The sequence below is a fragment of the Phyllobacterium sp. CCNWLW183 genome (assembly GCF_037203775.1).
In the GTDB taxonomy this organism is placed as follows: Bacteria; Pseudomonadota; Alphaproteobacteria; order Rhizobiales; family Rhizobiaceae; genus Phyllobacterium; species Phyllobacterium ifriqiyense.
The window spans coordinates 715,186-738,861 of record NZ_JBBCBN010000001.1 but is presented as its reverse complement, the minus strand read 5'-3'; the positions used below and the strand labels follow the sequence as shown (position 1 = coordinate 738,861).

The 23,676-nt window shown below is 50.8% G+C and carries 24 protein-coding genes, 1 tRNA gene and 1 riboswitch; of the genes, 18 read left to right on the top strand and 7 right to left on the bottom strand.

Annotated features, from left to right (window positions below; genetic code table 11):
* The first annotated feature begins 184 nt into the window (after window positions 1-184).
* From V9K95_RS03465 to V9K95_RS03415, 11 genes are all read left to right on the top strand, one after another.
* The gene (locus tag V9K95_RS03465; RefSeq protein WP_336439815.1) at window positions 185-1,300 is read left to right on the top strand and encodes an endonuclease/exonuclease/phosphatase family protein; all 1,116 of its coding nucleotides are present in this window, start codon (window positions 185-187) and stop codon (window positions 1,298-1,300) included.
* 3 nt (window positions 1,301-1,303) lie between these two features.
* A complete protein-coding gene (locus V9K95_RS03460) occupies window positions 1,304-2,017 on the top strand; it encodes an NUDIX hydrolase (RefSeq protein WP_115052615.1) in 714 nt (237 codons plus the stop codon).
* A gap of 52 nt (window positions 2,018-2,069) precedes the next feature.
* Window positions 2,070-3,008 carry a PhzF family phenazine biosynthesis protein gene (locus tag V9K95_RS03455; protein ID WP_336440201.1) on the top strand — a complete coding sequence of 313 codons (939 nt, stop codon included), beginning with the start codon at window positions 2,070-2,072 and terminating at the stop codon, window positions 3,006-3,008.
* Window positions 3,009-3,120: 112 nt separating this feature from the next.
* Window positions 3,121-3,196: transfer RNA gene (locus V9K95_RS03450), tRNA-Lys, on the top strand.
* Window positions 3,197-3,281: 85 nt separating this feature from the next.
* Entirely contained in the window at window positions 3,282-3,626 is a 345-nt protein-coding gene (locus V9K95_RS03445; protein WP_008123603.1) for a RidA family protein, read from the top strand.
* Between the two features lie 167 nt (window positions 3,627-3,793).
* Window positions 3,794-4,072 carry a 30S ribosomal protein S21 gene (gene rpsU / locus V9K95_RS03440; protein WP_115052617.1) on the top strand — a complete coding sequence of 93 codons (279 nt, stop codon included), beginning with the start codon at window positions 3,794-3,796 and terminating at the stop codon, window positions 4,070-4,072.
* A gap of 181 nt (window positions 4,073-4,253) precedes the next feature.
* Window positions 4,254-4,823 carry an NAD(P)H-dependent oxidoreductase gene (locus tag V9K95_RS03435; RefSeq protein WP_115052618.1) on the top strand — a complete coding sequence of 190 codons (570 nt, stop codon included), beginning with the start codon at window positions 4,254-4,256 and terminating at the stop codon, window positions 4,821-4,823.
* A 45-nt stretch (window positions 4,824-4,868) separates the two neighbouring features.
* Window positions 4,869-4,989: riboswitch (TPP riboswitch) on the top strand.
* Between the two features lie 102 nt (window positions 4,990-5,091).
* Window positions 5,092-6,909 (top strand): phosphomethylpyrimidine synthase ThiC, encoded by a 1,818-nt coding sequence (thiC, locus tag V9K95_RS03430; RefSeq protein ID WP_336439816.1) that lies wholly within the window; start codon window positions 5,092-5,094, stop codon window positions 6,907-6,909.
* Between the two features lies 1 nt (window position 6,910).
* Entirely contained in the window at window positions 6,911-7,906 is a 996-nt protein-coding gene (gene thiO, locus V9K95_RS03425; RefSeq protein ID WP_336439817.1) for a glycine oxidase ThiO, read from the top strand.
* Window positions 7,875-8,072, top strand: a complete 198-nt coding sequence (gene thiS, locus V9K95_RS03420) for a sulfur carrier protein ThiS (RefSeq protein WP_115052620.1) — start codon at window positions 7,875-7,877, stop codon at window positions 8,070-8,072. Before thiO ends, thiS begins: the two co-directional genes overlap by 32 nt.
* Window position 8,073: 1 nt before the next feature.
* Window positions 8,074-8,847, top strand: a complete 774-nt coding sequence (locus V9K95_RS03415) for a thiazole synthase (protein WP_336439818.1) — start codon at window positions 8,074-8,076, stop codon at window positions 8,845-8,847.
* A 5-nt stretch (window positions 8,848-8,852) separates the two neighbouring features.
* On the opposite strand, the gene V9K95_RS03410 is transcribed toward V9K95_RS03415, so the two are convergent.
* Window positions 8,853-9,449: a class I SAM-dependent methyltransferase gene (locus V9K95_RS03410; RefSeq protein ID WP_115053253.1), complete on the bottom strand. Its 597-nt coding sequence runs from the start codon at window positions 9,447-9,449 to the stop codon at window positions 8,853-8,855.
* 12 nt (window positions 9,450-9,461) lie between these two features.
* Window positions 9,462-9,911, bottom strand: a complete 450-nt coding sequence (locus tag V9K95_RS03405) for an RrF2 family transcriptional regulator (RefSeq protein WP_336439819.1) — start codon at window positions 9,909-9,911, stop codon at window positions 9,462-9,464.
* A 302-nt stretch (window positions 9,912-10,213) separates the two neighbouring features.
* On the opposite strand from V9K95_RS03405, the gene V9K95_RS03400 reads away from it, so the two are divergent.
* The 4 genes from V9K95_RS03400 to cysW all read left to right on the top strand — a co-directional run bounded on the left by V9K95_RS03400 (window position 10,214) and on the right by cysW (window position 13,460).
* Window positions 10,214-10,405: a hypothetical protein gene (locus V9K95_RS03400; protein ID WP_115052623.1), complete on the top strand. Its 192-nt coding sequence runs from the start codon at window positions 10,214-10,216 to the stop codon at window positions 10,403-10,405.
* A gap of 251 nt (window positions 10,406-10,656) precedes the next feature.
* A complete protein-coding gene (locus tag V9K95_RS03395; protein ID WP_336439820.1) occupies window positions 10,657-11,664 on the top strand; it encodes a sulfate ABC transporter substrate-binding protein in 1,008 nt (335 codons plus the stop codon).
* 103 nt (window positions 11,665-11,767) lie between these two features.
* On the top strand, window positions 11,768-12,610 hold the full coding sequence (gene cysT, locus V9K95_RS03390) for a sulfate ABC transporter permease subunit CysT (RefSeq protein ID WP_115052625.1): 843 nt from the start codon (window positions 11,768-11,770) through the stop codon (window positions 12,608-12,610).
* The gene (cysW, locus tag V9K95_RS03385) at window positions 12,594-13,460 is read left to right on the top strand and encodes a sulfate ABC transporter permease subunit CysW (RefSeq protein ID WP_336439821.1); all 867 of its coding nucleotides are present in this window, start codon (window positions 12,594-12,596) and stop codon (window positions 13,458-13,460) included. Before cysT ends, cysW begins: the two co-directional genes overlap by 17 nt.
* Here the strand turns inward: cysW and V9K95_RS03380 are convergent.
* The 5 genes from V9K95_RS03380 to V9K95_RS03360 all read right to left on the bottom strand — a co-directional run bounded on the left by V9K95_RS03380 (window position 13,457) and on the right by V9K95_RS03360 (window position 20,143).
* The gene (locus V9K95_RS03380; RefSeq protein WP_336439822.1) at window positions 13,457-14,017 is read right to left on the bottom strand and encodes an RBBP9/YdeN family alpha/beta hydrolase; all 561 of its coding nucleotides are present in this window, start codon (window positions 14,015-14,017) and stop codon (window positions 13,457-13,459) included. The two genes, cysW and V9K95_RS03380, sit on opposite strands and share 4 nt — an antisense overlap.
* 136 nt (window positions 14,018-14,153) lie before the next feature.
* Window positions 14,154-15,098 (bottom strand): lysylphosphatidylglycerol synthase domain-containing protein, encoded by a 945-nt coding sequence (locus V9K95_RS03375; protein ID WP_115052627.1) that lies wholly within the window; start codon window positions 15,096-15,098, stop codon window positions 14,154-14,156.
* A gap of 42 nt (window positions 15,099-15,140) precedes the next feature.
* On the bottom strand, window positions 15,141-16,904 hold the full coding sequence (ybaL, locus tag V9K95_RS03370; RefSeq protein WP_336439823.1) for a YbaL family putative K(+) efflux transporter: 1,764 nt from the start codon (window positions 16,902-16,904) through the stop codon (window positions 15,141-15,143).
* A gap of 186 nt (window positions 16,905-17,090) precedes the next feature.
* The gene (secD, locus tag V9K95_RS03365; protein ID WP_115052629.1) at window positions 17,091-19,625 is read right to left on the bottom strand and encodes a protein translocase subunit SecD; all 2,535 of its coding nucleotides are present in this window, start codon (window positions 19,623-19,625) and stop codon (window positions 17,091-17,093) included.
* Window positions 19,626-19,717: 92 nt separating this feature from the next.
* Window positions 19,718-20,143: a hypothetical protein gene (locus tag V9K95_RS03360; RefSeq protein ID WP_307286033.1), complete on the bottom strand. Its 426-nt coding sequence runs from the start codon at window positions 20,141-20,143 to the stop codon at window positions 19,718-19,720.
* A gap of 195 nt (window positions 20,144-20,338) precedes the next feature.
* Here V9K95_RS03360 and V9K95_RS03355 point away from each other — a divergent pair, with 195 nt between their 5' ends.
* From V9K95_RS03355 to guaD, 3 genes are all read left to right on the top strand, one after another.
* Entirely contained in the window at window positions 20,339-21,046 is a 708-nt protein-coding gene (locus V9K95_RS03355; RefSeq protein WP_115052631.1) for a 2OG-Fe(II) oxygenase, read from the top strand.
* Window positions 21,047-21,112: 66 nt separating this feature from the next.
* A complete protein-coding gene (locus V9K95_RS03350; protein ID WP_336439824.1) occupies window positions 21,113-22,345 on the top strand; it encodes a urate hydroxylase PuuD in 1,233 nt (410 codons plus the stop codon).
* Window positions 22,338-23,645 (top strand): guanine deaminase, encoded by a 1,308-nt coding sequence (gene guaD, locus V9K95_RS03345; RefSeq protein ID WP_336439825.1) that lies wholly within the window; start codon window positions 22,338-22,340, stop codon window positions 23,643-23,645. Before V9K95_RS03350 ends, guaD begins: the two co-directional genes overlap by 8 nt.
* Window positions 23,646-23,676: the final 31 nt, after the last annotated feature.

Here is a 23,676-nt window from a genome sequence, read left to right as displayed (position 1 = left end):
GGCCGACCATTTCTAAAACCAGAAGAGCCAGCGCCATCTTAAGAAATTTCATTGTTTCAAGCTTCCGGTTATTCATAGGGTTGATATAGGCGCTTGTGATGCCAATCGCTACTGGCAGCAACGGGGTAATGCGGGTAGGCTATGAGCGCATAGAGCGTCATTGATCTTAATCCAGAGTATTTGCATGTCAGTTCGCATTGCTACCTTCAACGTTGAAAATCTGATGAATCGCTTCGACTTTTCCGGTTTCAAAAATAATCTTAACAAAGACAGAGCCTTGCAGCTCTTTCAGATAGATGATGAGGCGCAATACCGGCAACTCGAACAGGCTCGAGCTATTGCTTATGCCGATGACACACGCCAGCTGACCGCATTGGCGATCGCCGAAACTCACGCGGATATTCTTTGCCTCCAGGAGGTGGACAATATCGGCGCGCTGAATGCTTTCGAATTCGGCTATTTGTTCAAGATGGTGGGTGAGGGCTATCGCCACAAATATATGGTCGAAGGAAATGACAGCCGTGGCATCGACGTTGCTGTCCTGATGCGAGATCAGACACGTGACGGTTTACCGATCGAATTTGTTGCGATGACGAGTCATGCCCATCTCACATATAATGATTTTGGTATTTATAGCGCTGACCTGGCGTTATTGGGTATCGAATCCTACCAGCGAATATTCAAGCGTGACTGCCTAGAGATCGACGTGCGCATCGGTGGAAAGCCGTTGACGCTTTTTGTCAGTCATTTCAAATCCATGGGCACGCCTCGCAACGGCATGGATGGGCGGGCTGCTTCCATGCCCGTCCGAGTTGCGGAGGCAAAGGCCGTGCGCCGTATCATCGAAGACAAATTTGCCAGCAGTGGGGGATCAGCTGATAAGAGCTGGGTCATCTGTGGTGATTTCAATGATTATCGAGAGCGTGTTCTTATCAAGGGGGACACGCTGGTTGGGTACATGTTCGAGCCGGTTAAAGAGATGGAAAGCAGTCTTAACATCCTGCTTGAGGGTGGCTTTTGTGAAAATCTGGTAGAAAGACGCCCCGAAATGGATCGCTGGACGCTTTATCACACGCGAGGACCCAATGAACGGCACTTGTGCCAGCTTGATTATATCTTGGCGTCACCGTCCTTGGCGCAGAATAACATGCAAGCTGTTCCCGACATCATCAGACAAGGACAGCCATTCCGGGCAGTATTCCCACCTGATCAAAAGTTTGAACGTTTTCCTCGTATTGGCTGGGATCGCCCCAAGGCCAGCGATCATTGTCCTGTCGTAGTTACGTTTGACATGGTTTGAACAATGAAAGCCTCTCCCGAGAAGACGGTGATTGAGCTCAAACATGCCGCGATACGGATAGAAAGTGGCTCGCTAACCTATGAATTAGAAAACAAGTCTGAAATTGGGGCAAATTGGGAAGAGGAAATTAGAGCCAATCCTACTCTTTTCAATGGCGATTTCTTTATGGCTGAGCAGGCTCACGTCAACGGTGATGCCTTCGAAGCGGTCTATAAACGCACGCGTTTCAAAACGATGATGCACTGGAAGAAGAATCGGACATCACTGAAGCCTTGGCACGTTTATGCAGTAGGCGTGATCGTCTCTAACGACAATAAGCTGATCGCCGGTCGAATGGCCAGTTCAACGGCGGCGGCAGGGCGTGTCTATTTTCCGGCCGGTTCCTTTGATGAAGGTGATGTGCGCAACGAAATTATTGATATTGAAGGGAATATGAGGCGTGAGGTTTTGGAGGAGACTGCTATTGATTTAGCGGATGCTCAGGGCTTTGACAGCAATATTTATCTCGTTACCGCGGATCGCAGCATTGCATTGTTTCGTCGCTATTATTTTGATTTGTGTTCCCAAGAATTGTTGACGCGCATACGTCGCCATATCACTGCAGAACTCATTTCGGAGCTCGACGATGTTGTTGCAGTGGCTTCATCGGCTGATATGACCGATACAACACCCGTTACATTCCGCGCGTTCGGCGACTGGCATTTCAGCCAAATGTAACCGTTACAAGGTTTGACTTGCGCCCCTTTAGGGTTGGTCTATTTTTCATCAAATTGAAAAAGGGGCAACGCCCATGACATTCCGCCGTTATGAAATATATGATGTCTTTACTTCCGAGGTCCTGAAAGGGAATCCATTGGCAATCGTTCACGATTCGCAGGGCCTTGATGATGAGGCGATGCAGCGTATCGCCCGTGAGTTCAACCTGTCGGAAACAGTTTTCGTGCTGCCGGCGAAAAACGCCGCTCATACAGCATGGGTTCGCATTTTTACGCCGGATTATGAGATGCCGTTCGCCGGGCATCCTACGGTTGGGACAGCTGTGTCACTTGCGCAAAATCGTTTTGGTGAAGTTGAAAACGATCAAGATGCGCTTATTATTTTGGAAGAGCAGGTTGGAGCTGTTCGGTGCGGCGTAAGACTGGGAAAACACGGGGCTTTTGCGGAATTTGACCTCCCTAAATTGCCGCAACGGGTAGACTACAACTACGACAAGGTTGCCATAGCGCGGGCACTGCGGTTAGAGCGCGACGAGATTGGTTTTGAAAACCATGTTCCCAGCATTTGGGATGCCGGTGTACCATTTTTACTTGTGCCGATACGTGGTCTTGCATCAGCTGCTCGAATACGGATCGATCAGGCTGCAATGCAGCGGATAGCACCCCGAATTGGCCATAGGCAATTGCCGGTTTATGCTTACTGCCGTGAAACCGTAGGGCATGAGAACGATTTTCATTCGCGTATGTTTGTCAGTGACGAAGGAACTTATGAAGACCCTGCAACCGGCTCAGCGACAGCTGCGTTTGCCGGTGCAATTCACTTGTTCGATGAACCGCTTGATGGCGTACAGCGATTTTCTGTTGAACAAGGCTATGAGATGGGCCGGCTGTCGAAACTTGAGCTAGAACTCGATATTAAGGATAAGGCAATCATAAGCGCACGAATCGGTGGCGCGGCGATCAAGGTGGCAGAGGGCAAGTTGTTTGTCTGAGAGCGAAAATTTCATCTTCTTGCCGATCAGCGCGATAAAGTTTGGTGAAGGGCTGGACAGGCAAGATTTGCCCCGTTATAGAGCGCTCACTGTCGTCGCGGAAGCGGCTGACGGGCACATAGCTCAGTTGGTAGAGCAGCTGACTCTTAATCAGCGGGTCGTAGGTTCGATCCCTACTGTGCCCACCATTTTTCTGAAACGAGGGCCGTATGGCCCTTTTTTCTTGCACCAAGCAAGCCTCGGCTTGTCCGAAACCTTCCACAGGAGATTTTCATGAGCGTTCGTCGTATTGAAGCAGGCCCTCGCATGAGCCAGGCCGTGATCCATGGTAATACAGTCTATCTGGCCGGTCAGGTAGGTGGTCCGGGCAAGAGCGTAACAGAACAGACTAAAGACGTCCTGGCCTCGGTTGATCGTTTGCTCAAAGAGGCAGGTACAGATAAGTCGAAGTTGTTGCAGGCCATCATCTGGCTTGATGACATGAAGGACTTTGGCGAAATGAATGCAGTATGGGATGCATGGGTTGATCCGGCCAATGCTCCAGCACGCGCGACAGGTGAAGCCAAGCTTGCAACACCGGAATATAAGGTTGAAATCATCATCACGGCTGCAATCTAAAGATTGCGTATCCAAGTTTAATTGCTTGGGTGCACTGGATTTTTGGCGCGGGAATGAATAAAGTCCGCGCTTCTCCGGATTGCCGTTGTGGCAATTCTTCAAACGCTTGTCTGATTGTGGCCAGTTTTGGTACTGCAAGACGAGGCAAGCATGGGTAAGGAAAACGATTGCAAGTTCTCGTCCGTGATAACAATGTTGAACAAGCCCTACGGGTCTTGAAGAAAAAGATGCAGCGCGAAGGTCTATTTCGCGAAATGAAGGCCCGTCAGGCTTTCGAGAAGCCTTCTGAACGTCGTGTTCGCGAAAAAGCAGAAGCCGTTAGCCGCGCCCGCAAGGCCGCCCGCAAGCAGGCTCAACGCGAAGGCTTGTTGCCTGGACCAAAGAAAAAAGAACGTGTTGCACGCCCTGGCGCGCCAGCAGGTAACGACTATAATAATAATCGCTAATATCTGACGGGCTTTAACGCCCTTCATTGTGACGACAAACCCGCATGGCCAAATCGCTATAGCGGGTTTCGTTTTTTGTGGGACTACGCAGACATTCCGGGCAGTTTCAAAAAAGTGCCTTCTTGTGCGATGGGTCAATGTCTTTACTTATCGACTATCGCAGTTTTGGAGATATGATACTATGGCACTCAGGCTCAATATTATAATCGCAAGCACGCGGCCCGGGCGTGGTGGTCCTGCTGTAGCAAAGTGGTTCAACGAATTCGCCAAGCAGGATGGCAAGTTCGACCCTGTGCTTATCGATTTGGCTGATTTCAAGTTGCCGGTCTATGACGAACCGAATCATCCCCGCATGAAAAAATACGAACATCCGCATACAAAGAAGTGGAGTGAGGCGATTGAGCCGGCCGACGCTTACATCTTTGTCATGCCTGAATATGACTACAACGCGCCACCTTCGCTCATCAATGCCTTGGTCTATTTATGGAATGAGTGGAACTACAAACCTGTAAGCTTTGTAAGTTATGGCGGTGTTTCCGGTGGTTTGCGTGCTACCGAATCGGTCAAAGGGTTGATCTCGGCACTCCGTATGGTTTCGCTTGCAGAAAGCGTTCCCATTCCTTCGTACCAGCAGTTTATCAACGATGATGGCGTGTTCACGCCAAATGAACTGATAACTACCAGCGCCAGCACGGTTTTGACTGAACTTGCAAAATGGGCAGGTGCTCTGAAACCGCTTCGCGCTTCGTAATTTTATGAAGCGCTTGACAGCAATACGTCAGGCGGTTCACTTTAGGCCATTCACCAGGGGAGTCCCGACAAGGGGCTGAGATACTGCTTCAGGCATAGCCAAGCGCAGTGACCCGTTGAACCTGATCCAGTTCACACTGGCGTAGGGACGGTGCAAAGGTTATCGCGCATAGTGCATTCGCACTGAATCCATGATTGGATTCGCGAGGCTTCTTTCATCCTTCCGGCTCAGAACTGGGTTTCCTGCAATAACGCAAAGGAACCTGACGATGACTGCTGTAACAAAAATTACCGAGGCCCCGAAAGTTTCAACCGGGCCGCTTCCCGCGTCAATCAAGATTTATAAACCAGGGCAGATACATGCTGATATTCGCGTTCCCTTGCGCGAAATTGCGGTTCATCCCACCGCTGGTGAGCCAAACCTTGCGGTTTACGATTCATCCGGTCCCTACACTGACGCAACTGCAAGTATCGATATCAATAAAGGGATCGCACGTGTTCGTGAGGCATGGAAAATCGGTCAACAGGCCGATAGCTATTCCTATAAGGGGCGAATAATCCAGTCAGCTGACAATGGCTTCGCCACGGGCGAGCGGCTTACAAGAGAATTTCCTGTTCAATATCAGCCACGCCGCGCTTACGACGGAAAAGCGATTACGCAGCTTGCTTACGCCCGCGCGGGAATTATTACGCCTGAAATGGAATATGTCGCCATAAGGGAGAATCTCGGTCGGGAAGCCGCACGGAACCAAGTTCGGGATGGCGAGTCATTCGGTGCATCGTTACCGGATCATGTGACACCGGAATTCGTACGGGAGGAAATCGCCAGGGGGCGGGCCATCATACCTGCCAATATCAATCATCCTGAGCTTGAGCCTATGATCATAGGTCGGAATTTCCTCGTGAAGATCAATGCCAATATCGGTAATTCCGCCGTCACATCGTCGATGGAGGAGGAAGTCGAAAAGATGGTTTGGGCTATCCGCTGGGGTGGCGATACGGTGATGGACTTGTCGACCGGGCGCAACATCCACAATATTCGCGAGTGGATTATCCGTAATTCGCCGGTTCCCATCGGAACTGTCCCGCTATATCAGGCGCTGGAGAAGGTTGGCGGTATCGCTGAAGATCTGACTTGGGAAGTTTACAGAGATACGCTGATCGAACAGGCAGAGCAGGGCGTCGACTACTTTACTATTCATGCCGGTGTCCGACTGCATTATATTCCACTGACGGTTAATCGTGTCACGGGCATCGTCTCGCGAGGCGGTTCAATCATGGCAAAGTGGTGCCTGCATCATCACCGGGAAAGCTTTCTTTATGAGCATTTCGAGGAAATCTGCGATATTTGCCGTGCTTATGATGTCAGTTTTTCACTCGGTGACGGATTGCGACCCGGTTCAATAGCCGATGCAAACGACGCGGCGCAGTTTGCTGAGCTTGAAACATTGGGTGAACTGACTCAGATCGCTTGGGCCAGAGATTGCCAGGTTATGATCGAAGGTCCCGGTCATGTGCCGATGCACAAGATCAAAGAGAATATGGACAAGCAGCTTGCTGTTTGCGGAGAGGCACCATTCTACACGCTTGGACCGCTGACGACAGACATTGCTCCCGGCTACGATCATATTACCTCTGGCATCGGTGCTGCAATGATCGGCTGGTTTGGCACGGCGATGCTTTGTTATGTTACGCCTAAAGAACATCTGGGATTGCCCAATCGAGACGACGTAAAGGTCGGCGTTATTACCTACAAGATTGCTGCACATGCGGCGGATTTGGCCAAGGGGCATCCGGCGGCGAAGCTTCGAGATGATGCTCTATCCCGTGCGCGCTTTGAGTTTCGCTGGGAGGACCAGTTTAATCTCTCTCTGGATCCTGAGACGGCGAGACTCTACCACGATGAGACCTTGCCGAAAGAAGCGCATAAGGTTGCGCATTTTTGCTCAATGTGCGGGCCGAAGTTTTGCTCAATGCGCATTTCACACGACATTCGTGCGGAGGCTCAAAAAGAAGGCATGGCAGCGATGGCGGAGAAATTCCGCACAGGCGGCGAGCTCTATATGCCGCTCAATGCCGGGGAATGAGGTGAATATTCTGGTGAAAGGGGCCGGCGTTGCCGGCCTCACAGTTGCTTATGAGCTTCGAGCACGTGGAGCCGAAGTGACGATACTAGACCCCTTTGGCGGCGAAAATTCTGCAGCCTCCTGGTATGCCGGTGGCATGCTCGCACCTTGGTGTGAGCGCGAAAGCGCTGAACAGGCTGTCATTGATCTTGGAATGAACGCGGCCAATTGGTGGGAGTCTGTAATTCCCGGATCCGTGAGTCGCAAGGGAACGCTGGTGGTGGCCACACCGCGGGATGTAAAAGAACTGGAGCGCTTTGGCGCGCGGACGTCGGGCTTTGTGCGCATTGGTGAGGAAGCAATTTCGCTGTTGGAGCCCGATCTTGGCGAGGCGGCTTTCCGCAAGGGATTGTTCTTTGAAAGTGAGGCGCATCTGGCGCCACGTCAGGTTCTAACGGAATTAAAGGCAAAACTCGTTGGGTTAGGCGCCCGCTGCGAAACTGGGACGAGCGCCGCTGAAATTTCCAGCTTTGAATGGGTTATCGATTGTACTGGAATCGCGTCTCCAGATATTGATTTGCGGGGCGTGCGTGGCGAAATGCTCATCTTGCGCAGCAAAGACATATCACTGTCACGACCCATACGGCTTATTCACCCGCGGTTCCCGCTTTATATTGTGCCCCGACCGGACCACACTTTCATGGTGGGCGCGACAATGATTGAGAGCGATGCAAATGGACCGGTAACGGCGCGCTCAATGATGGAATTGTTGAACGCTGCCTACAGTGTTCACCCGGCATTTGGTGAAGCCGAAATTATCGAAACCGGAACAGGCGTTCGCCCAGCCTACCCAAATAATCTGCCGCGCGTGGTTAAAACGGGCAATTGCATCAGCATTAACGGACTTTATCGACACGGTTTTCTGCTTGCGCCAGCGATGGCAAAGCAGGCTGCCGACATGATCCTGAAAGAAAGGAGTATACGCCATGAAACTCACCGTGAACGGACAAGCGCATGATGTCTCGGCGCAAACTCTTGAAGCGCTGTTGTTAGAGCTTGAATTTGAGGGTGAATGGCTCGCAACAGCAGTCAATAGTGAGCTTGTACGAGCAAACGAGCGGCAGAATCACACTCTAAAGAATGGTGATCGCATCGAAATTTTGACCCCGAAGCAGGGTGGGTGAAATGTTGAAACTTTATGGCGCCGAAATATCGTCTCGCCTTTTGCTTGGTACGGCGCAGTATCCATCTCCTGCAATTCTTATAGATGCGATTAAAGCTTCAGGAACAGAGATCATAACCGTGTCGTTGCGCCGCGAAATGGCTGGCACGAAAACTGGCGACGGATTTTGGTCCTTGCTTCGTTCCTTGGAATTGCGTGTGTTGCCTAATACAGCCGGGTGTCACACAGTGAAAGAAGCTGTGCTGACTGCGCATATGGCGCGTGACGTTTTTTCTACAGACTGGATCAAGCTTGAAGTCATCGGCAACCACGACACTCTACAACCCGATGTTTTCGCTTTGGTAGAAGCCGCAAGGATTTTGAGCGAAGATGGCTTCAAGGTGTTTCCCTATACAACTGATGACCTCGTCATCGCTGAACGGTTGCTGGAAGCGGGCTGCGATGTTCTCATGCCGTGGTGCGCACCTATTGGTTCAGCCATGGGACCGCTCAATTTGCATGCATTGCGCTCGATACGCGGGCATTTCCCTGAGGTTCCGATTATTATCGATGCTGGCTTGGGTCGGCCGTCGCATGCAGCGGCTGTGATGGAATTGGGATTTGATGCGGTCCTTCTCAATACAGCGGTAGCCAAGGCAGGCAATCCGCCAGCAATGGCACAGGCTTTTGCCAAAGCTGTTGAGGCTGGCCATCAAGCTTATCAAGCGGTCGTGCTGGAGCCGCGCGATATGGCTGTGCCGTCAACGCCTGTAATAGGCAAGGCTGTATTTACATAGGGAGATTACCTGGCCTTTGTAGCAATAACATCGAGCCATTCCGTCGGCTCATTATCGTAACCACTTCCCATATAATTCTTGATCTCGACCAAAGACCAGCTTGAGCCATAAGCCTGCCTAAGCCATTCAGGGGAGGGGTAGTTATAATAACGGCCAAACTTGTCGCGCCCTTCCTGCTTTCCAGCCTTGTAACTGGCATAAAACAAACCGCCTGATTTAAGCGCTCGCTCGATACGCTGAAGAATAGCGGCAAGGTTTGGTCGCGGAACATGTAAAAGACAGGCGTTGGCCCACACAGCATCAAATTTGCTGCGATCCTTGATTTGATCGAACTTCAATACTTTTGCAGGAACGCCCAGACGTTTCTCAGCTTGATAGGCAAGTTCTGGGCTGCCATCGGTAGGTGTAACGTCAAAGCCTAGAGCGAGCATGCGGGCACTGTCATCGCCGCCGCCGCAACCAAGTTCTAGAATGGAGCAATTGCGAGTAAGACGAATAAGAAAGGAATCCAATCGTTCGTATGATCTATGTTCAATGCGATTGGCATAGGTCTCAGCTTCTTCTGAATAAAATCGAAGAGTATCTTGATCTTCAGCGACCACCACATCGTCCTTTTATATATCAAGAATGGCGGGTATTTTCCCCTTTTCGCCATAGATCAGACAATCGGCAATGGTCGTTTTGTCGAGTACCCCGCGTGTTACATTCGCAACTTCGTTGAAAACATGGCGGATTTCACAGGTATCTTCATCGCTGCAGTCCTCGCAGCGCCGGTAGGCAATTTTACTCAAACACGGAAGGGACGCTATGGGACCGTCTATCAGGCGCAGAATTTCGCCGAAAGTAATGTCGTCCGCACCTTTCAGAAGAAGATAGCCACCCATCTTGCCTCTTCGGCTCATGACAATGCCTTCACGCTTTAGGTCTAGCAAAATCTGTTCGAGAAATTTCTTTGGAATATTTTGCTCTTCTGCAATATCCGAAATGAATAAAGCTTTTTCAGAGTCGGCGCGTGCGAGGACGACAAGCGCGCGGAGAGCATATTTGGCTTTTTGCGATATCATTCTTCTTAGCCTACAACCTTCTGGGTGCAGTCATAGCCCTTCGATAAACATTTCCTAGTATAAAAACGTAAAAAATGTGAGTTTTTTTGCGGCGCCCGAATGTCTCAATAATGGCACGTAATGCTCTGAAAAATAATAATTCATTAAGGTTTTTGCTTTGGAAAATACCTTTGTGAAGCCATTTTGATACACGATTAAATCAGTCGTGATTATTGACAAACAATTTCAAGGCGTCATCATTGTCGTTCTATTGCCCGTCAATGGTAAGCCACTTTACAGCCGAGTTATTTTTGGAGGTCGCAATGTATAGTGAAGTCTCAAACATCTTCAATCGAGCGGAGCGTTTATGGCGTGAGGTATTCACGTCTGATAACATCAAATTCGATGCTCGTAATTCTGAGAATTGCGCCGATGATAAAGCTCCTGTGAAGAAGCGGCGCAACTCGGGCGAGGAAGATTTTCTGTGGTGCTGGCAGCATCGTGGTTTTTGGTAAACCGACAGCCTGAGACCCGAAGTATATCAATTAATGCGGGCGACCTGGAGCATCGCCGTCGTTTGCCCTGATTTTCCCAGTTCATAGTATTTTGTTTCTATTATTTGCGGTTCCTTGGAAAGGTAACCCTTCCTTCCGCCCGTTTTTACCGACAGTCTTAGAATAATTGTCCGTGAAGCCGGAGAGCAGGCGGATTGGGTGTGGCTTGAAAAGTAGATTGGGCGATTATCGCCTCCGACTGGGAGAATTTCATGAAAAAATTGGTTGCTTTTGCGGCTTTGGCGCTGAGCTTTGCTTTAACTCCTGCACAAGCGGCAGAAGAGCCTACGGAAATTCTCAATGTCTCTTACGATATCTCCCGTGAACTTTACGAGCAGATCAACAAAGCTTTTAGCGCTGCTTACAAGGTACAGGTCGGTAAGGACATTACGGTAAACCAGTCGCATGCGGGCTCATCGAAGCAGGCGCGCTCCATTCTTGAAGGCCTTGAGGCTGACGTTGTAACGTTCAATCAGGTGACCGACGTGCAAGTGTTGCACGATAAGGGAAATTTGATCCCAGCCGATTGGCAATCACGCCTTCCCAACAATTCATCGCCATATTATTCCCTTCCTGCTTTTCTCGTGCGGGCCGGTAATCCAAAGAATATCAAGAACTGGGATGATCTTGTTCGTGATGATGTAAAGGTTGTTTTCCCCAATCCGAAAACATCCGGTAATGGTCGGTATACTTACTTGGCCGCCTATGCCTATGCGCTTGAGGCAAACAATAAGGATCAAGCAAAGGCTCAAGAATTCGCGAAAAAGTTGCTCTCCAATGTTCCGGTGTTTGACACTGGCGGTCGCGCTGCCACCACAACTTTCGCTGAACGCGGGATTGGCGACGTGCTCATCACGTTCGAGGCAGAGGTGCTGGGCACTCGAAAGCAGCTTGGCGAAGACAAGTACGAAGCGGTCATTCCACCGGTAAGCTTGTTAGCTGAGTTTCCAGTATCTGTAGTCGATAAAGTTGCGGATAAGCGCGGATCACGTGCAATTGCTGAAAGCTATCTGAAATTCCTTTACACCTCGGAAGGCCAGGACATCCTCGCGCAGAATTATAACCGTGTGCATGATGAAGCAGTCAAAGCCAAATATGCCTCGCAGTTTCCAGAAACCCGTCTTTTGACTGTCGAGGATGTGTTCGGAGGCTGGAACAATGTCACCACAGATCATCTGGCTGAAGGTGGTATTCTTGATAAGGTATTCACCAAGCGCTGAATCAAAGGTAAATCTCTATACAGACGGCGCGGCAGCCAATCCGCGTCGTTTTTCGTTGCAACAGATCACTTGCGTTAAAGTCTGGATGAATTAAGAACCTCGTATGTCATTGTTTTCCAAGTCCAGTCAGCGCGGAATTTTGCCCGGTTTCGGTCTCACTCTTGGAGTGACGTTATTTTATTTTACGTTGATTGTGGCTCTGCCATTGCTGGCAATGCTGTACAAATCCTTCAATCTGGGTTGGGCGGATTTCTGGAGTATCATCTCTTCTGAACGGGCCGTCGCAACCTATCGCATAACAGTCAGTGCAGCTTTGTTGGCCACCTTGCTGAATGCGCTTTTTGGGATGCTCCTAGCGTGGGTATTGGTGCGTTACGAGTTTCCCGGAAAACGACTTCTTGATGCGGTGGTCGACTTGCCTTTCGCTTTGCCCACGGCCGTTGCTGGGTTGGCATTGGTCACCGTATTTTCCGCCAATGGCTGGTTCGGACGGTATTTGGAGCCGCTGGGTATCAAAATCGCATATGCACCTTTGGGAATTGCGCTCGCGATGATGTTTACCAGCATTCCCTTCGTTGTCCGGACGGTTCAGCCCGTTTTGGAAGATGTGGCAACAGATGTAGAAGAGGCTGGCCGCTCTTTGGGTGCCACAAACTGGCAGATATTCGCAAACATTATCTGGCCCGCCATTTTTCCGGCATTTGTCGCTGGTTGCAGCCTTTCATTTGCAAGAAGCTTGGGAGAGTTTGGTGCCATCGTCTTTATTTCGGGCAATTTGCCGTTTGAAACAGAAGTAATGTCTCTTCTCGTCTTTATCCGGCTTGATGAATATGACTATCCCGCAGCTGCAGCCATAGCGACAGTTATGTTGGTCATAGCGTTCGTCATGCTTTTCGTAACAAACTCAATACAGGCCTGGCAGCTGAAATATGCAGAACGTAACTAATCTTGCTGCGCCCGTCGGGAGCCTGAAGCCGTCATCGCGACACGGCAAAAAGCCCGTGCGATTGTCCCAGCGGCTTTTGGTAATTTCCGCGATTTTGCTGTCTATATTGCTTATCGGCATACCGCTGCTCGTTATTTTCACCTACGCATTTCGGGAGGGTATGACGGTTTATTTGACTCAGATAAGCCAACCCGCAACTCTGCACGCGATTTGGCTAACTGTCTTGACCGCGATCGTCGTAGTGCCGATCAACATGGTGTTCGGGATTTGCGTGGCATGGTTGGTTACGCGCTTTAGATTTCCCGGACGAGGGTTGTTGATTACATTTATCGAGATACCTTTTTCGGTCTCGCCAATCGTTGCGGGTGTGACCTATCTCTTCCTATATGGGAGTCAGGGCCTGCTTGGACCGTTGTTGGAGAACTACGACATAAAAATTATGTTTACGGTTCCCGCCATCTTTTTGGTCAGCCTTTTCGTTACAAGCCCATTCGTTGCACGCGAGCTTATTCCCCTGATGCAGGCTCAAGGTAGCGAAGATGAGGAGGCAGCAATCACCCTTGGCGCCAATGGCTTGCAAACATTCTTTTACGTTACATTGCCGAATATTCGTTGGGCTCTTCTTTACGGTGCGGTGCTATGCAATGCTCGCGTGATGGGCGAGTTTGGTGCCGTTTCAGTTGTTTCCGGCGCCATTCGGGGGCAAACCAACACTCTGCCTTTGCAAATTGAGCTGCTATTCAATGACTATAATGTCACTGGTGCATTTGCAGCCTCATCTACATTGGCGCTGATTGCTGTCGTGACATTAGTTCTCAAATATCTGCTTGAACGCAAGCAATTGGCTTAGGCAGCGCGTTGTGCGCGAAAACTCTGGTGAGGCCTGCGCATTGAATCTGCCAGGACATGTCCTTCTGGCCACGAGCCGAAACCGCTTTCAACATTAATATGCCCTGAATTACCCATATCGACGAAACCGGAACCCCAGATATTCGCTAGTGCCTGTGCTTTATTGAAAGACATATAAGGATCGTCACGGCTTGCCACGACCACAGAAGGGAAGCTCAGTTTATGGCGCGGCAAGGGCGCGAAACTTGCAAACTTTTTATCCCAAGCGGCCATACGCTCTGCGTCTGCAGGTGCCACGAGCACAGCGCCCGCTACATGCGCAGCTGAAGGCCTGCTCGCAAGGTGAGCCACCAAAATAGATCCTAGACTATGGGCCACAAGAATGGCACTGGGCGTTTCGGCAAGAGCGGCCTCCAATACATGAAGCCATTGGGATAGATCCGGATTGTCCCAGTCATCCTGTTCAAGGAGCTGCGATGTCTCATCCTCAAGCAACCACTGGCGTTGCCAATGGCCATTTTCGGAGCCGCGGTATCCCGGAATAATCAATGTTGTCATTGTGGCACTCCACGTTGAAGTCTGCCTTCAAAATAGAGTGGGGCGCTGTGCTCTTGAAGAAACTGCGCACCAATTTGTGGCTTATCTGGAAAATATTTCCTACGTGAAATCGCTCAACCTGAAAATGGTCCGATGTTCATTCTTCTTTCTTATACCAGCGCAGGAGCAATTGCGAACGTTCGAAGACGAGCACAACCACCAGCGAAAGAGCAAATGGAATCAACAAGTAGAACAGACGGAATATGATGAGAGCGGCAAGCACGTCGGCTTGATTCATGTCCGGGAGGCCCGTCAGAAAGACGAGTTCAAGCACGCCTAATCCGCCCGGTGCATGCGATATCAGTGCGGCAGAAAAGGATACAAGAAATATGCCAAGGATAATCATAAATCCGGGATTTCCGGCTTCTGGCAATGTGAAATAAATAATTGCAGCCGCGCCGATGAGCTCCAGTGGTCCTACGATTAATTGTTGCGCGACAACAGTCAGCCGGGGATATTCAAGGGTAAACTGGCGAATGCGTAGCGGCTTAAAGTGCAGCCAGCTGCCGAAAGCGTAAAGCAAGATAAGTGACAGCGAACCAAGACCGAGAATATAACTTAGTGAAAGCGGTAATTCCGAATTGAACCGCTGTAGAATTTCCGGCTCAATTAGAAGCACGATGGCGCTCAAACTCATAACGCCAACTAGAAAAGTGAATGAGCAAAAGGCAATCAGGAGCGCTATTTCCGGCCCGCTCATCCCTTGCGAGGAATAAGCGCGGTACCGGACGACCGCGCCCGAAAGCACGGAAGCACCTATATTATGGGATAGGGCGTAGGTCGTGAACGAACAAAGGGCTATAAACACCCATGAAATCTTGCGGCGAAGGTGCAAAAGCGCGATGCGGTCGTAACCAGCAAGGGCGGCATAGGCCACTAGCGACGCTAGAGCAGCCAGTACCCAACGATGCATCGATATAGCTTTAAGGCTGTCGACCACATCATCCAGCGAAATACTACGCAACTCCTTGTAAAGAAGCCATGCAGATATGCCGACTGCGGCCAACCCTACGACCGGCCAAATGTAATCTTTAAGTTTCATTGTCTTTCCTGCCCGGCCTTCGTAATCATCATTCTTTTAGTTTTAGGTTTCGGTCAGTGGTCCCTCTGGCTTTGGCTCATCCAAACTCAGTATATGCGAAACAATTCCCCGCGCTATCTCGCGTTCTCCCATGATCACGGCGTCAGCACCCAGATCCTGCAAATGCTGAACCTCCGCATCGGAATGAGCGCGGGCAAGTATGCTGATAACTGGATTGGCGGCGCGGGCTTTGACTACGATTTGTCCTGCCTCGAACGCATTCGGGATAGCGAGAATAAGCTGCCGTGCACCGGCTAGATTGGCAGCAGCGAGAATATCACCATTTGCAGCATTCCCGACGATTGTTTCAATGTTATCGTCCCGCAATTTGGCAACTGTCTTGTCGGCGTCTTCTATAACAAGGAATGGCTTTCCTACCTCTTTCAGCGCATCTCCGACCAGACTGCCAACTCGCCCATAACCAACCAGCACAGCGTGGTTGGTAAGCAATGTGGGACGAATTTCCTCTACATCCGTTTCGTCTGCTTTCGGAGTATCCGCCTCCGCCGCCGGTTCTGTAGCTGCGGGCGCTCGCTTTTCTAACCAAGGTTTTACGTAGGTTACCCCTGCAAAAACCAACGGATTCACGAGAATTGAAAGAATGGCGCCGCCAAGAATGAGGTCGCGCCCTTCCTCTGGAAGCATGCCCAGACCGACACCGAGTTCCGCCAGAATAAAGGAGAATTCGCCAATCTGGGCGAGACTGGCAGAGATGATAAGCGCAGTTCCGGTTGGATAGCCAAATGCAAGCACGATGAAGAAGGCAGCCAGCGATTTGCCTATGACAATGATCGCCAGCGTTGCAAGAAGCGGCAGGGGGTCGTTTATAATTGTCATCGGATCGAACAGCATTCCGACCGAAACAAAGAACAAAACCGCGAAAGCATCGCGTAGCGGCAGCGATTCCTCAGCGGCCCGGTGGCTCAGTTCAGATTCGCTCATGATCATGCCGGCGAAGAACGCACCCAGTGCAAATGATACGCCAAAGAGTTTTGCTGCGCCAAAAGCCACGCCAAGTGCAATTGCTAAAACTGCAAGCCGGAAAAGTTCGCGTGAGCCGGTGTGGGCAATGGCATGGAGGGTCCATGGAATAACGCGACGGCCCACAATCAGCATAACGGCAACGAACGCCGCAACTTTACCGAGTGTCAGGGCGATCACGCCGCCAATGCCGAGATTGAAATAGGCTGCTATGGGATCGCTATTGGCGTGAATTGGCCCGCTGGGCGTGTCGCCGCCATTAAGTGCACCAGCAATTGCAGGCAGCAGAACAAGCGCCAACACCATGGCGAGATCTTCAACGATAAGCCAGCCGACAGCAATGCGACCGCGTTCTGTCTCAATGAGCCGGCGCTCTTGCATTGCGCGAAGGAGAACAACAGTACTGGCAACAGATAGGGCCAGACCAAAAACAAATCCGGCTTGAAGGCTCCATCCGAGAATCCAGGCAAGTCCCAGTCCGAGAAGCGTTGCGGCCAGAATTTGGACAATGGCACCGGGAATGGCGATCGCTCGCACGGAAAGAAGATCTTTAAGAGAGAAGTGCAGCCCGACACCGAACATCAACAGAATAACGCCGATTTCGGCGAGTTCGGCTGCCAAATCTTGATCGGCAACAAAACCGGGAGTGTGTGAACCAGCGAGAACACCGGCAACAAGGTAACCGACAAGGGGAGGGATACGCAGACGGTTGGCAATCGCACCGAAAATAAAGGCTAGCACAAGGCCTATGACGATGGTCGCAATCAGCGGCGTTTCATGAGGCATATGTCGGCTTCTCCCCCTTGAGGTTTGTTAATGGAAGACACTCGTATCAATCGATGGATCGTTGTTTGTAACAGTATTGCCTACCGGGTCCGGCTTGCAAACCGTTTTCGTTGTTTTGCGGCGCAGGAAAGGCGATTTTTTCCATGCGCCGCAAATATTTAGCGACAAATATTAAATTGCGCGCTTTCAGCCTTGGGTGACTGCCTTGTCAGTAGAACCGATGCGATGGGCATGGTTCTTTTCCCACCATGTCCCGAGAAGGAGCAAGATTGGCGCTGCGATAAACAGCGATGAACTCGTTGCGATAATGACGCCAAACAACATAGGGAGCGCGAAGTTCTCTACTGCTTTTCCGCCCCAGATTGCCATTGGTAGCATGGCGAGGAAGACGGTCAAGGACGTGTAGATACAACGCGCCAAGGTCTGGTTGATCGACAGATCGATGATCTGACGTAGAGGCATCTTTTTGTGGATGCGCAAATTTTCGCGCATTCGATCATAGACGACCACCTTATCGTTCACGGAATAACCGATAATCGTCAACAATGCCGCGATGGCTGTTAGGTTGAAATCGAGACCCAGCAGGGCAAAGAAGCCGACTGTTTTCGTTGTGTCGAGGATCAGGGTCGCAATGGCGCCCAAGGCAAAGTGCCATTCAAAACGCCACCAAATGTAAAGCAGCATTGCAAGGCTGGCTAGAACAACCGCGATAATACCTGAACGCGCCAGTTCTCCACTGACTTTCGGTCCAACAACTTCGGAACGCTCAATCTTTACACCCGGATCAAGCTCTTCAACAGCAGCTTTGACCTTTGTTACAGCTGCAGTCTGCGCCTCTTCGCCACCTTCCTGACGCTGCACGCGGATCAGGACCTGGCTATCGCCGCCAGCTTGCTGCAATGCGACTTCACCGAGTCCCAATCCTTCCAGCTTTTCGCGCATCGAAGCGAGTTCCGCTGGTTTGGATGTGGTGACTTCGACCTGGATACCACCCTTGAAGTCGATACCATAATTGAGGCCGGGATGGATAAACAGAATGATGGATGCGATGGAGAGAAAGATAGAAACACCAATGCCGAAGAATCGAGCATTCATGAAAGAGATATTGGTGTTTTCTGGCACAAGCTTGAACAGGTGCTCGATGTGAATTGTCTTCATCTTGCGGCGGCGAACGATAGCCATCGTGATGATGCGAACCACCGTAACCGCTGTGAACATGGACACGAGCGCGCCAATGATCATTGTAATTGCAAAACCGCGTACAGGCCCGGTGCCGAAAAGGAACAGGAGGAAGGTTGCGATAAGATGCGTGGCATTGGCATCAATAATGGTCGAATAGGCAAGCTTAAAGCCACGATCCACTGCGGCCATCGCGCCTATGCCTTTGCGCGCCTCCTCACGGATACGCTCGTTGATAAGGATGTTTGCGTCGACCGCAAAGCCGATACCAAGGATGATAGCGGCGATACCGGGGAGTGTAAGCGTTGCACCGATCAAGCTCAGAATTCCGAATGTCAGAATAACATTCAGTGCAAGAGCAAAATTGGCGATCAGACCCCAGCCACTATAAAGAATGAAGATAAAGCCGACGACAAGCGCAAAGCCAATCAAACCGGTCAAAAGGCCCATCTTGATGACGTCGCCGCCAAGATCCGGACCAACAGTTCGTTCTTCAATGACGGTCAGAGGTGCAGGCAGAGCGCCGGCGCGAAGAAGAGCGGCAGTAGTAACAGTGTCCTGAACGGTGAAATTGCCGGTTATTTGGCCTGAACCGCCGGTGATCGGTACCTGAATGACAGGCGCTGTCAGGACTTTCCCGTCAAGTACAATCGCGAAGGGGCGGCCGACATTCTGGCTTGTTATCTCGGCAAATTGACGGGCGCCAATATTGTCAAACCGAAAGGATATGATCGGCTGGTTGGTCTGCTGATCAAAAGCGGCGCGTGCGTCCGTGAGGCGTTCACCGCTAAGTGCAACGCGATCTTCGACGGGATAAGTCACGCCCGGCTCTTTAGCGTCAGGAAGAATGGAAACGCCCGGGGGAGGTGCTTCCCCTGTGTTGCGGTCGGCAACCATATGGAACGTCATTTTGGCAGTGCTGCCGAGCAGCGCGCGCAATTGGCTTGGATCCTGTAGCCCTGGAAGCTGGACAACGATACGGTCTGAACCGACGCGCTGGATGGATGGTTCGGCAACGCCGACCTGGTCAACACGTCGACGAACGATCTCCAAGCTCTGGGTCAGCGCATTGTCGAGCTTATCCTTCATGCCCGCATCAGTAAGCGTGAGGCGGATTTGGTTGTCATTGGTTGCGATATCAATGTCGCTAACCGGCGCCGCAAATCCGATCTGCGCAACCTGTGTCGTCAGCTCGCGAAGTGCTGTCGTCGCGGCATCACGCTGTGCAGGATCGGTGATTGTAACGACAACGCTGTCGCCAGCGATCCGAACAGATTGTGGTTGAATTTTTGCTGTGCGCAAACGACCGCGGGCATCATCCAGGATGGAACGAATGCGATCCTTTTTCAGCGCGGCAGCGTCGACTTCCAGGACAAGATAGGAGCCGCCGCGAAGATCGAGACCGAGCGCAACCTGTTTTTTAGGAAGCCAGTTCGGCATCGCATCAAGCTGTGCCTTGGTGAACATATTAGGGAAGGCAAGAACAATGCCCGCAAGGATAATAAAAATATAGGTCCAAAGAACCCATCTAGAAGTGCGCATATCTGTGTTCCATTACGAAAAGCGGGGCACGCTGCCTTGACTGACGGCTGCCGGAATTTGGTTCATCATTTCCCTGATGAGAAACGGAGATATCAAGCGGTGAGCGGCGGCGCTCTAGCGCTGAAAAATGAATGATAATCCAGTATTCGACTGGACCCAAGCTGTTCTGGCTCTGCCACAACTTTTTGAACTATAACGAGTTGCGATTCTCCGGGCAAAAGTCCGTCTTGTGATCCGGCGTCAGCGTGCAATCCGCTTTTTATCTTCAGATGCAGCGTTTCGAGAGCAACGACCCGCAACGGTCGCTGGGCTGGCACGGATGAGCTATCAACTTCACGAGCGATTCGTGTCGTGTTCTTTATGGGGGTGCGAATATCCGTTGATGAGATATTTGCATCGCGATCGACCACACAGCCAGCACCAAATGTCGCGCTAAGAGTGGAGAGAATCCAGAAAATAGAAATCAGGAGCGGAGCAGTGCCGCGTGTTCCCGTCTTCCTATTTCCAAACAAATTCATGGTTTATCCCGTAAAAACAGAGCGGGGTGCAAAGCACCTCGCTGCGTCCTTCTTTATGAAGTCTGACTCCCCGAGTCACTTAAAATCGTCGTGTAATGTGTAAATGCCAGCAAAATATGGCGTTCAGCAGGAAACGGGTGGAAGAATATCCACAATGCGGCACGCTGCTCCCGGATAAGAACTGAGGAGATTTACGTGTTACATAAATTAGATACTTCCAAAATAAACTGGGCCGCGGCCGAAACTGAACTCGATGATTTCGGCTGCGCGCTGCTGCCCGGTCTGCTGTCTCAAGCAGAAACCCGACAGATCGCCATCGCATATAAAGATGATAACCAGTTCCGGAAGCGCATTGTCATGGCGCGACATGGCTTTGGGCGTGGCGAGTATAAATATTACAACTACCCGCTACCGGATGTCATCCAGGAACTGCGCTCCACGCTTTATCCACCGTTGGCAAAAATCGCAAATCGTTGGAACGAATGGATGGGCATCGACATTCGCTATCCCGATCAGCACAAGGCCTTTGTTGAAAGATGCCATGCGGCTGGGCAAGACCGCCCCACGCCACTTCTTCTGCAGTATCGCGAAGGCGACTATAATTGCATGCATCAGGATATTTATGGTGAACACACTTTTCCGCTACAGGTTGCGATTCTATTGTCACAACCTTGGGATGATTTCAGCGGAGGCGAGTTCGTTCTGACCGAGCAGCGCCCACGGATGCAATCGCGTGCTGAAGTCGTTTCTCTTAAACAGGGCGATGCGGTGATCTTTCCGGTCAGTCAACGCCCGGTGAAAGGCTCGCGAGGATATTACCGCGTGAATATGCGTCACGGCGTAAGCCGTTTGCGTTGGGGACAGCGGAATACGTTAGGGATTATTTTCCACGATTCCCGATAGCCGGACCTGTTGCATCGGCTCGCGAACGACCGCATTGTAGCGCGGTATGGGACGTGTGGGGTGTCGATGGATTATCTGATTTTCTGGGAATGGCTCAGTTTTGCTGCCCGTTGGCTACATGTGATCACAGCCATTGCGTGGATAGGGTCGTCATTCTATTTCATTGCTCTTGATCTTGGTCTGCGACGCCACGCCAATCTGCCCCAAGGGGTAAATGGTGAAGAATGGCAGGTCCATGGCGGTGGCTTCTATCACATTCAAAAGTACATGGTCGCGCCGCCCAATATGCCTGAGCATCTGATCTGGTTCAAATGGGAATCCTATGCCACTTGGCTCTCTGGATTTACACTGCTTTGCATCGTTTATTATGCGGGTGCCGATCTTTATTTGATCGATCCCAATGTCTTGGACGTGTCGACGCCCGTCGCGATTTTAATATCCCTTGTTTCGCTTTTTATCGGCTGGCTGATTTATGATCTACTGTGCCGTTCTCCGCTTGCCTCCAACGATACCGCACTGATGATCGTTCTTTATGGGGTGATCGTTTTTATGGCTTGGGGTTACACGCATCTCTTTACCGGACGGGCTGCTTTTCTACATCTCGGCGCTTTCACCGCGACAATTATGTCAGGCAATGTTTTTCTGTTGATTATCCCTAATCAGAAAATCGTTGTTGCTGATCTCATCGCTGGAAAGACACCTGATCCAAAGCTTGGGAAACAAGCAAAACAGCGATCAACACACAATAATTATCTGACGCTCCCAGTCATTTTCCTGATGCTGTCCAATCACTACCCCCTTGCGCATTCCACGCAGTTTAATTGGGTTATTGCCGCGTTGATCTTCATCATGGGTGTTCTTATCCGGCATTATTTCAATTCCAAACATGCGGGAAAGGGCAATCCGCATTGGACGTGGCTTGCAACAACCATTCTTTTCATAATTGTCATCTGGCTGTCGACTGTGCCCAAAGTGCTGACTGGAGAGGAAAAGGTTTCTCGCGCTGCTCAACCATTTCTTGCAGCACGTAATTTCGAGCACGTTCGGGATACTGTCATGGGACGTTGTTCAATGTGCCATGCCGCAGAGCCGTCTTGGGAAGGTATTATGCTGCCCCCAAAGGGCGTGCGCCTCGACACAGCCGAACTGATCGCGACCCATGCCAACGAGATTTACATTCAGGCCGGGGTGAGCCATGCAATGCCTCCCGGTAATCTGACCCGGATAACCGATGATGAACGTGCGCAAATCGTTGCGTGGTATCGTGATGGAACATTGAGAAAACCGGCAAATGACTGAAATATTGCTCCGCGGACGGGTCCTGACTTTCCACGATGAACCTTTGGAAGGCGAAGCCAGCACGGATACGTACGCATATATAGAAGACGGTGGTCTGCTGATACGAAATGGCAAAATAGTTGCACTGGACGACTATTCAGCTTTGCGGGCAGGCGAGGGACGAAATGTCGAAGTCGTAGACCATCACCCGCATCTTATCGTGCCAGGTTTTATTGATTGCCATATTCATTATCCCCAGATGCAGGTGATAGGATCCTATGCCGGGGCATTATTAGAATGGCTCGATAAATATACCTTTGTCGAGGAGCAAAAATTTGCAAATCAAGGACATCCGGAACGAATAGCCTCCGCTTTTTTTGATGAGCTAATCCGGCATGGGACGTCGACTGCCGCCGCCTATTGTTCTGTGCATAAAGCGTCCGTCCAAGCCTTCTTTACTGAGGCGCATAAGCGCAATATGCGTATGGTCGCGGGCAAGGTGATGATGGATCGCAATGCGCCATCAGGTCTGCTGGATACGCCGCAGTCGGGTTATGACGAGACCAAGGCTCTGATCAATGAGTGGCATGGGAAGGGTCGTCAGCTTTACGCTATAACGCCACGGTTCGCACCGACATCGACACCCGAACAGCTCGAGATGAGTGGCGCGCTGGTGCGTGAATTTCCGCAACTGCACGTGCAGACGCATTTGTGCGAAAATATGGCTGAGATCGCTTTCGTTGCAGAGCTCTTCCCCTGGAGCCGTGATTATACCAATGTTTACGAACATTACGGGTTGCTTGGTTCCAAGACATTGCTTGGTCACTGCATTCACCTGACCGATGCCGAGATTGGTGCCATCGCCAATAGCAAATCAGTTGCAGTCTTCTGCCCAACCTCAAATCTCTTTATTGGTAGCGGGCTTTTCGATCTTGGCCGATTGAAAAAATCAAATGTCCGGAATGCACTCGCCACGGACGTTGGAGGAGGTACATCCTATTCGATGCTACGCACAATGGATGAGGGCTATAAGATACTAAACATCCAAGGGCAGCGGTATCATCCGCTCAGATCCTTCTATCAGGCGACGCTTGGCAACGCTCGTGCTTTATCTTTGGACGGTGTTATCGGATCATTCAAACCTGGTGCGGAGGCTGATTGCGTTGTTCTTGACGCACGCGCCACATCCGCCATGCGCGTGCGGATGGAGACGATCGAGACGTTGGTCGAAGAGCTGATGTTGTTGCAAACGATGGGTGACGACAGAAGTGTTGCAGAAGTCTACGTAACAGGAAAAGCATCCAAAAGCACGTTGACCTAGGAACGAAGCTTGGTGTCGGACGTTTCGAACG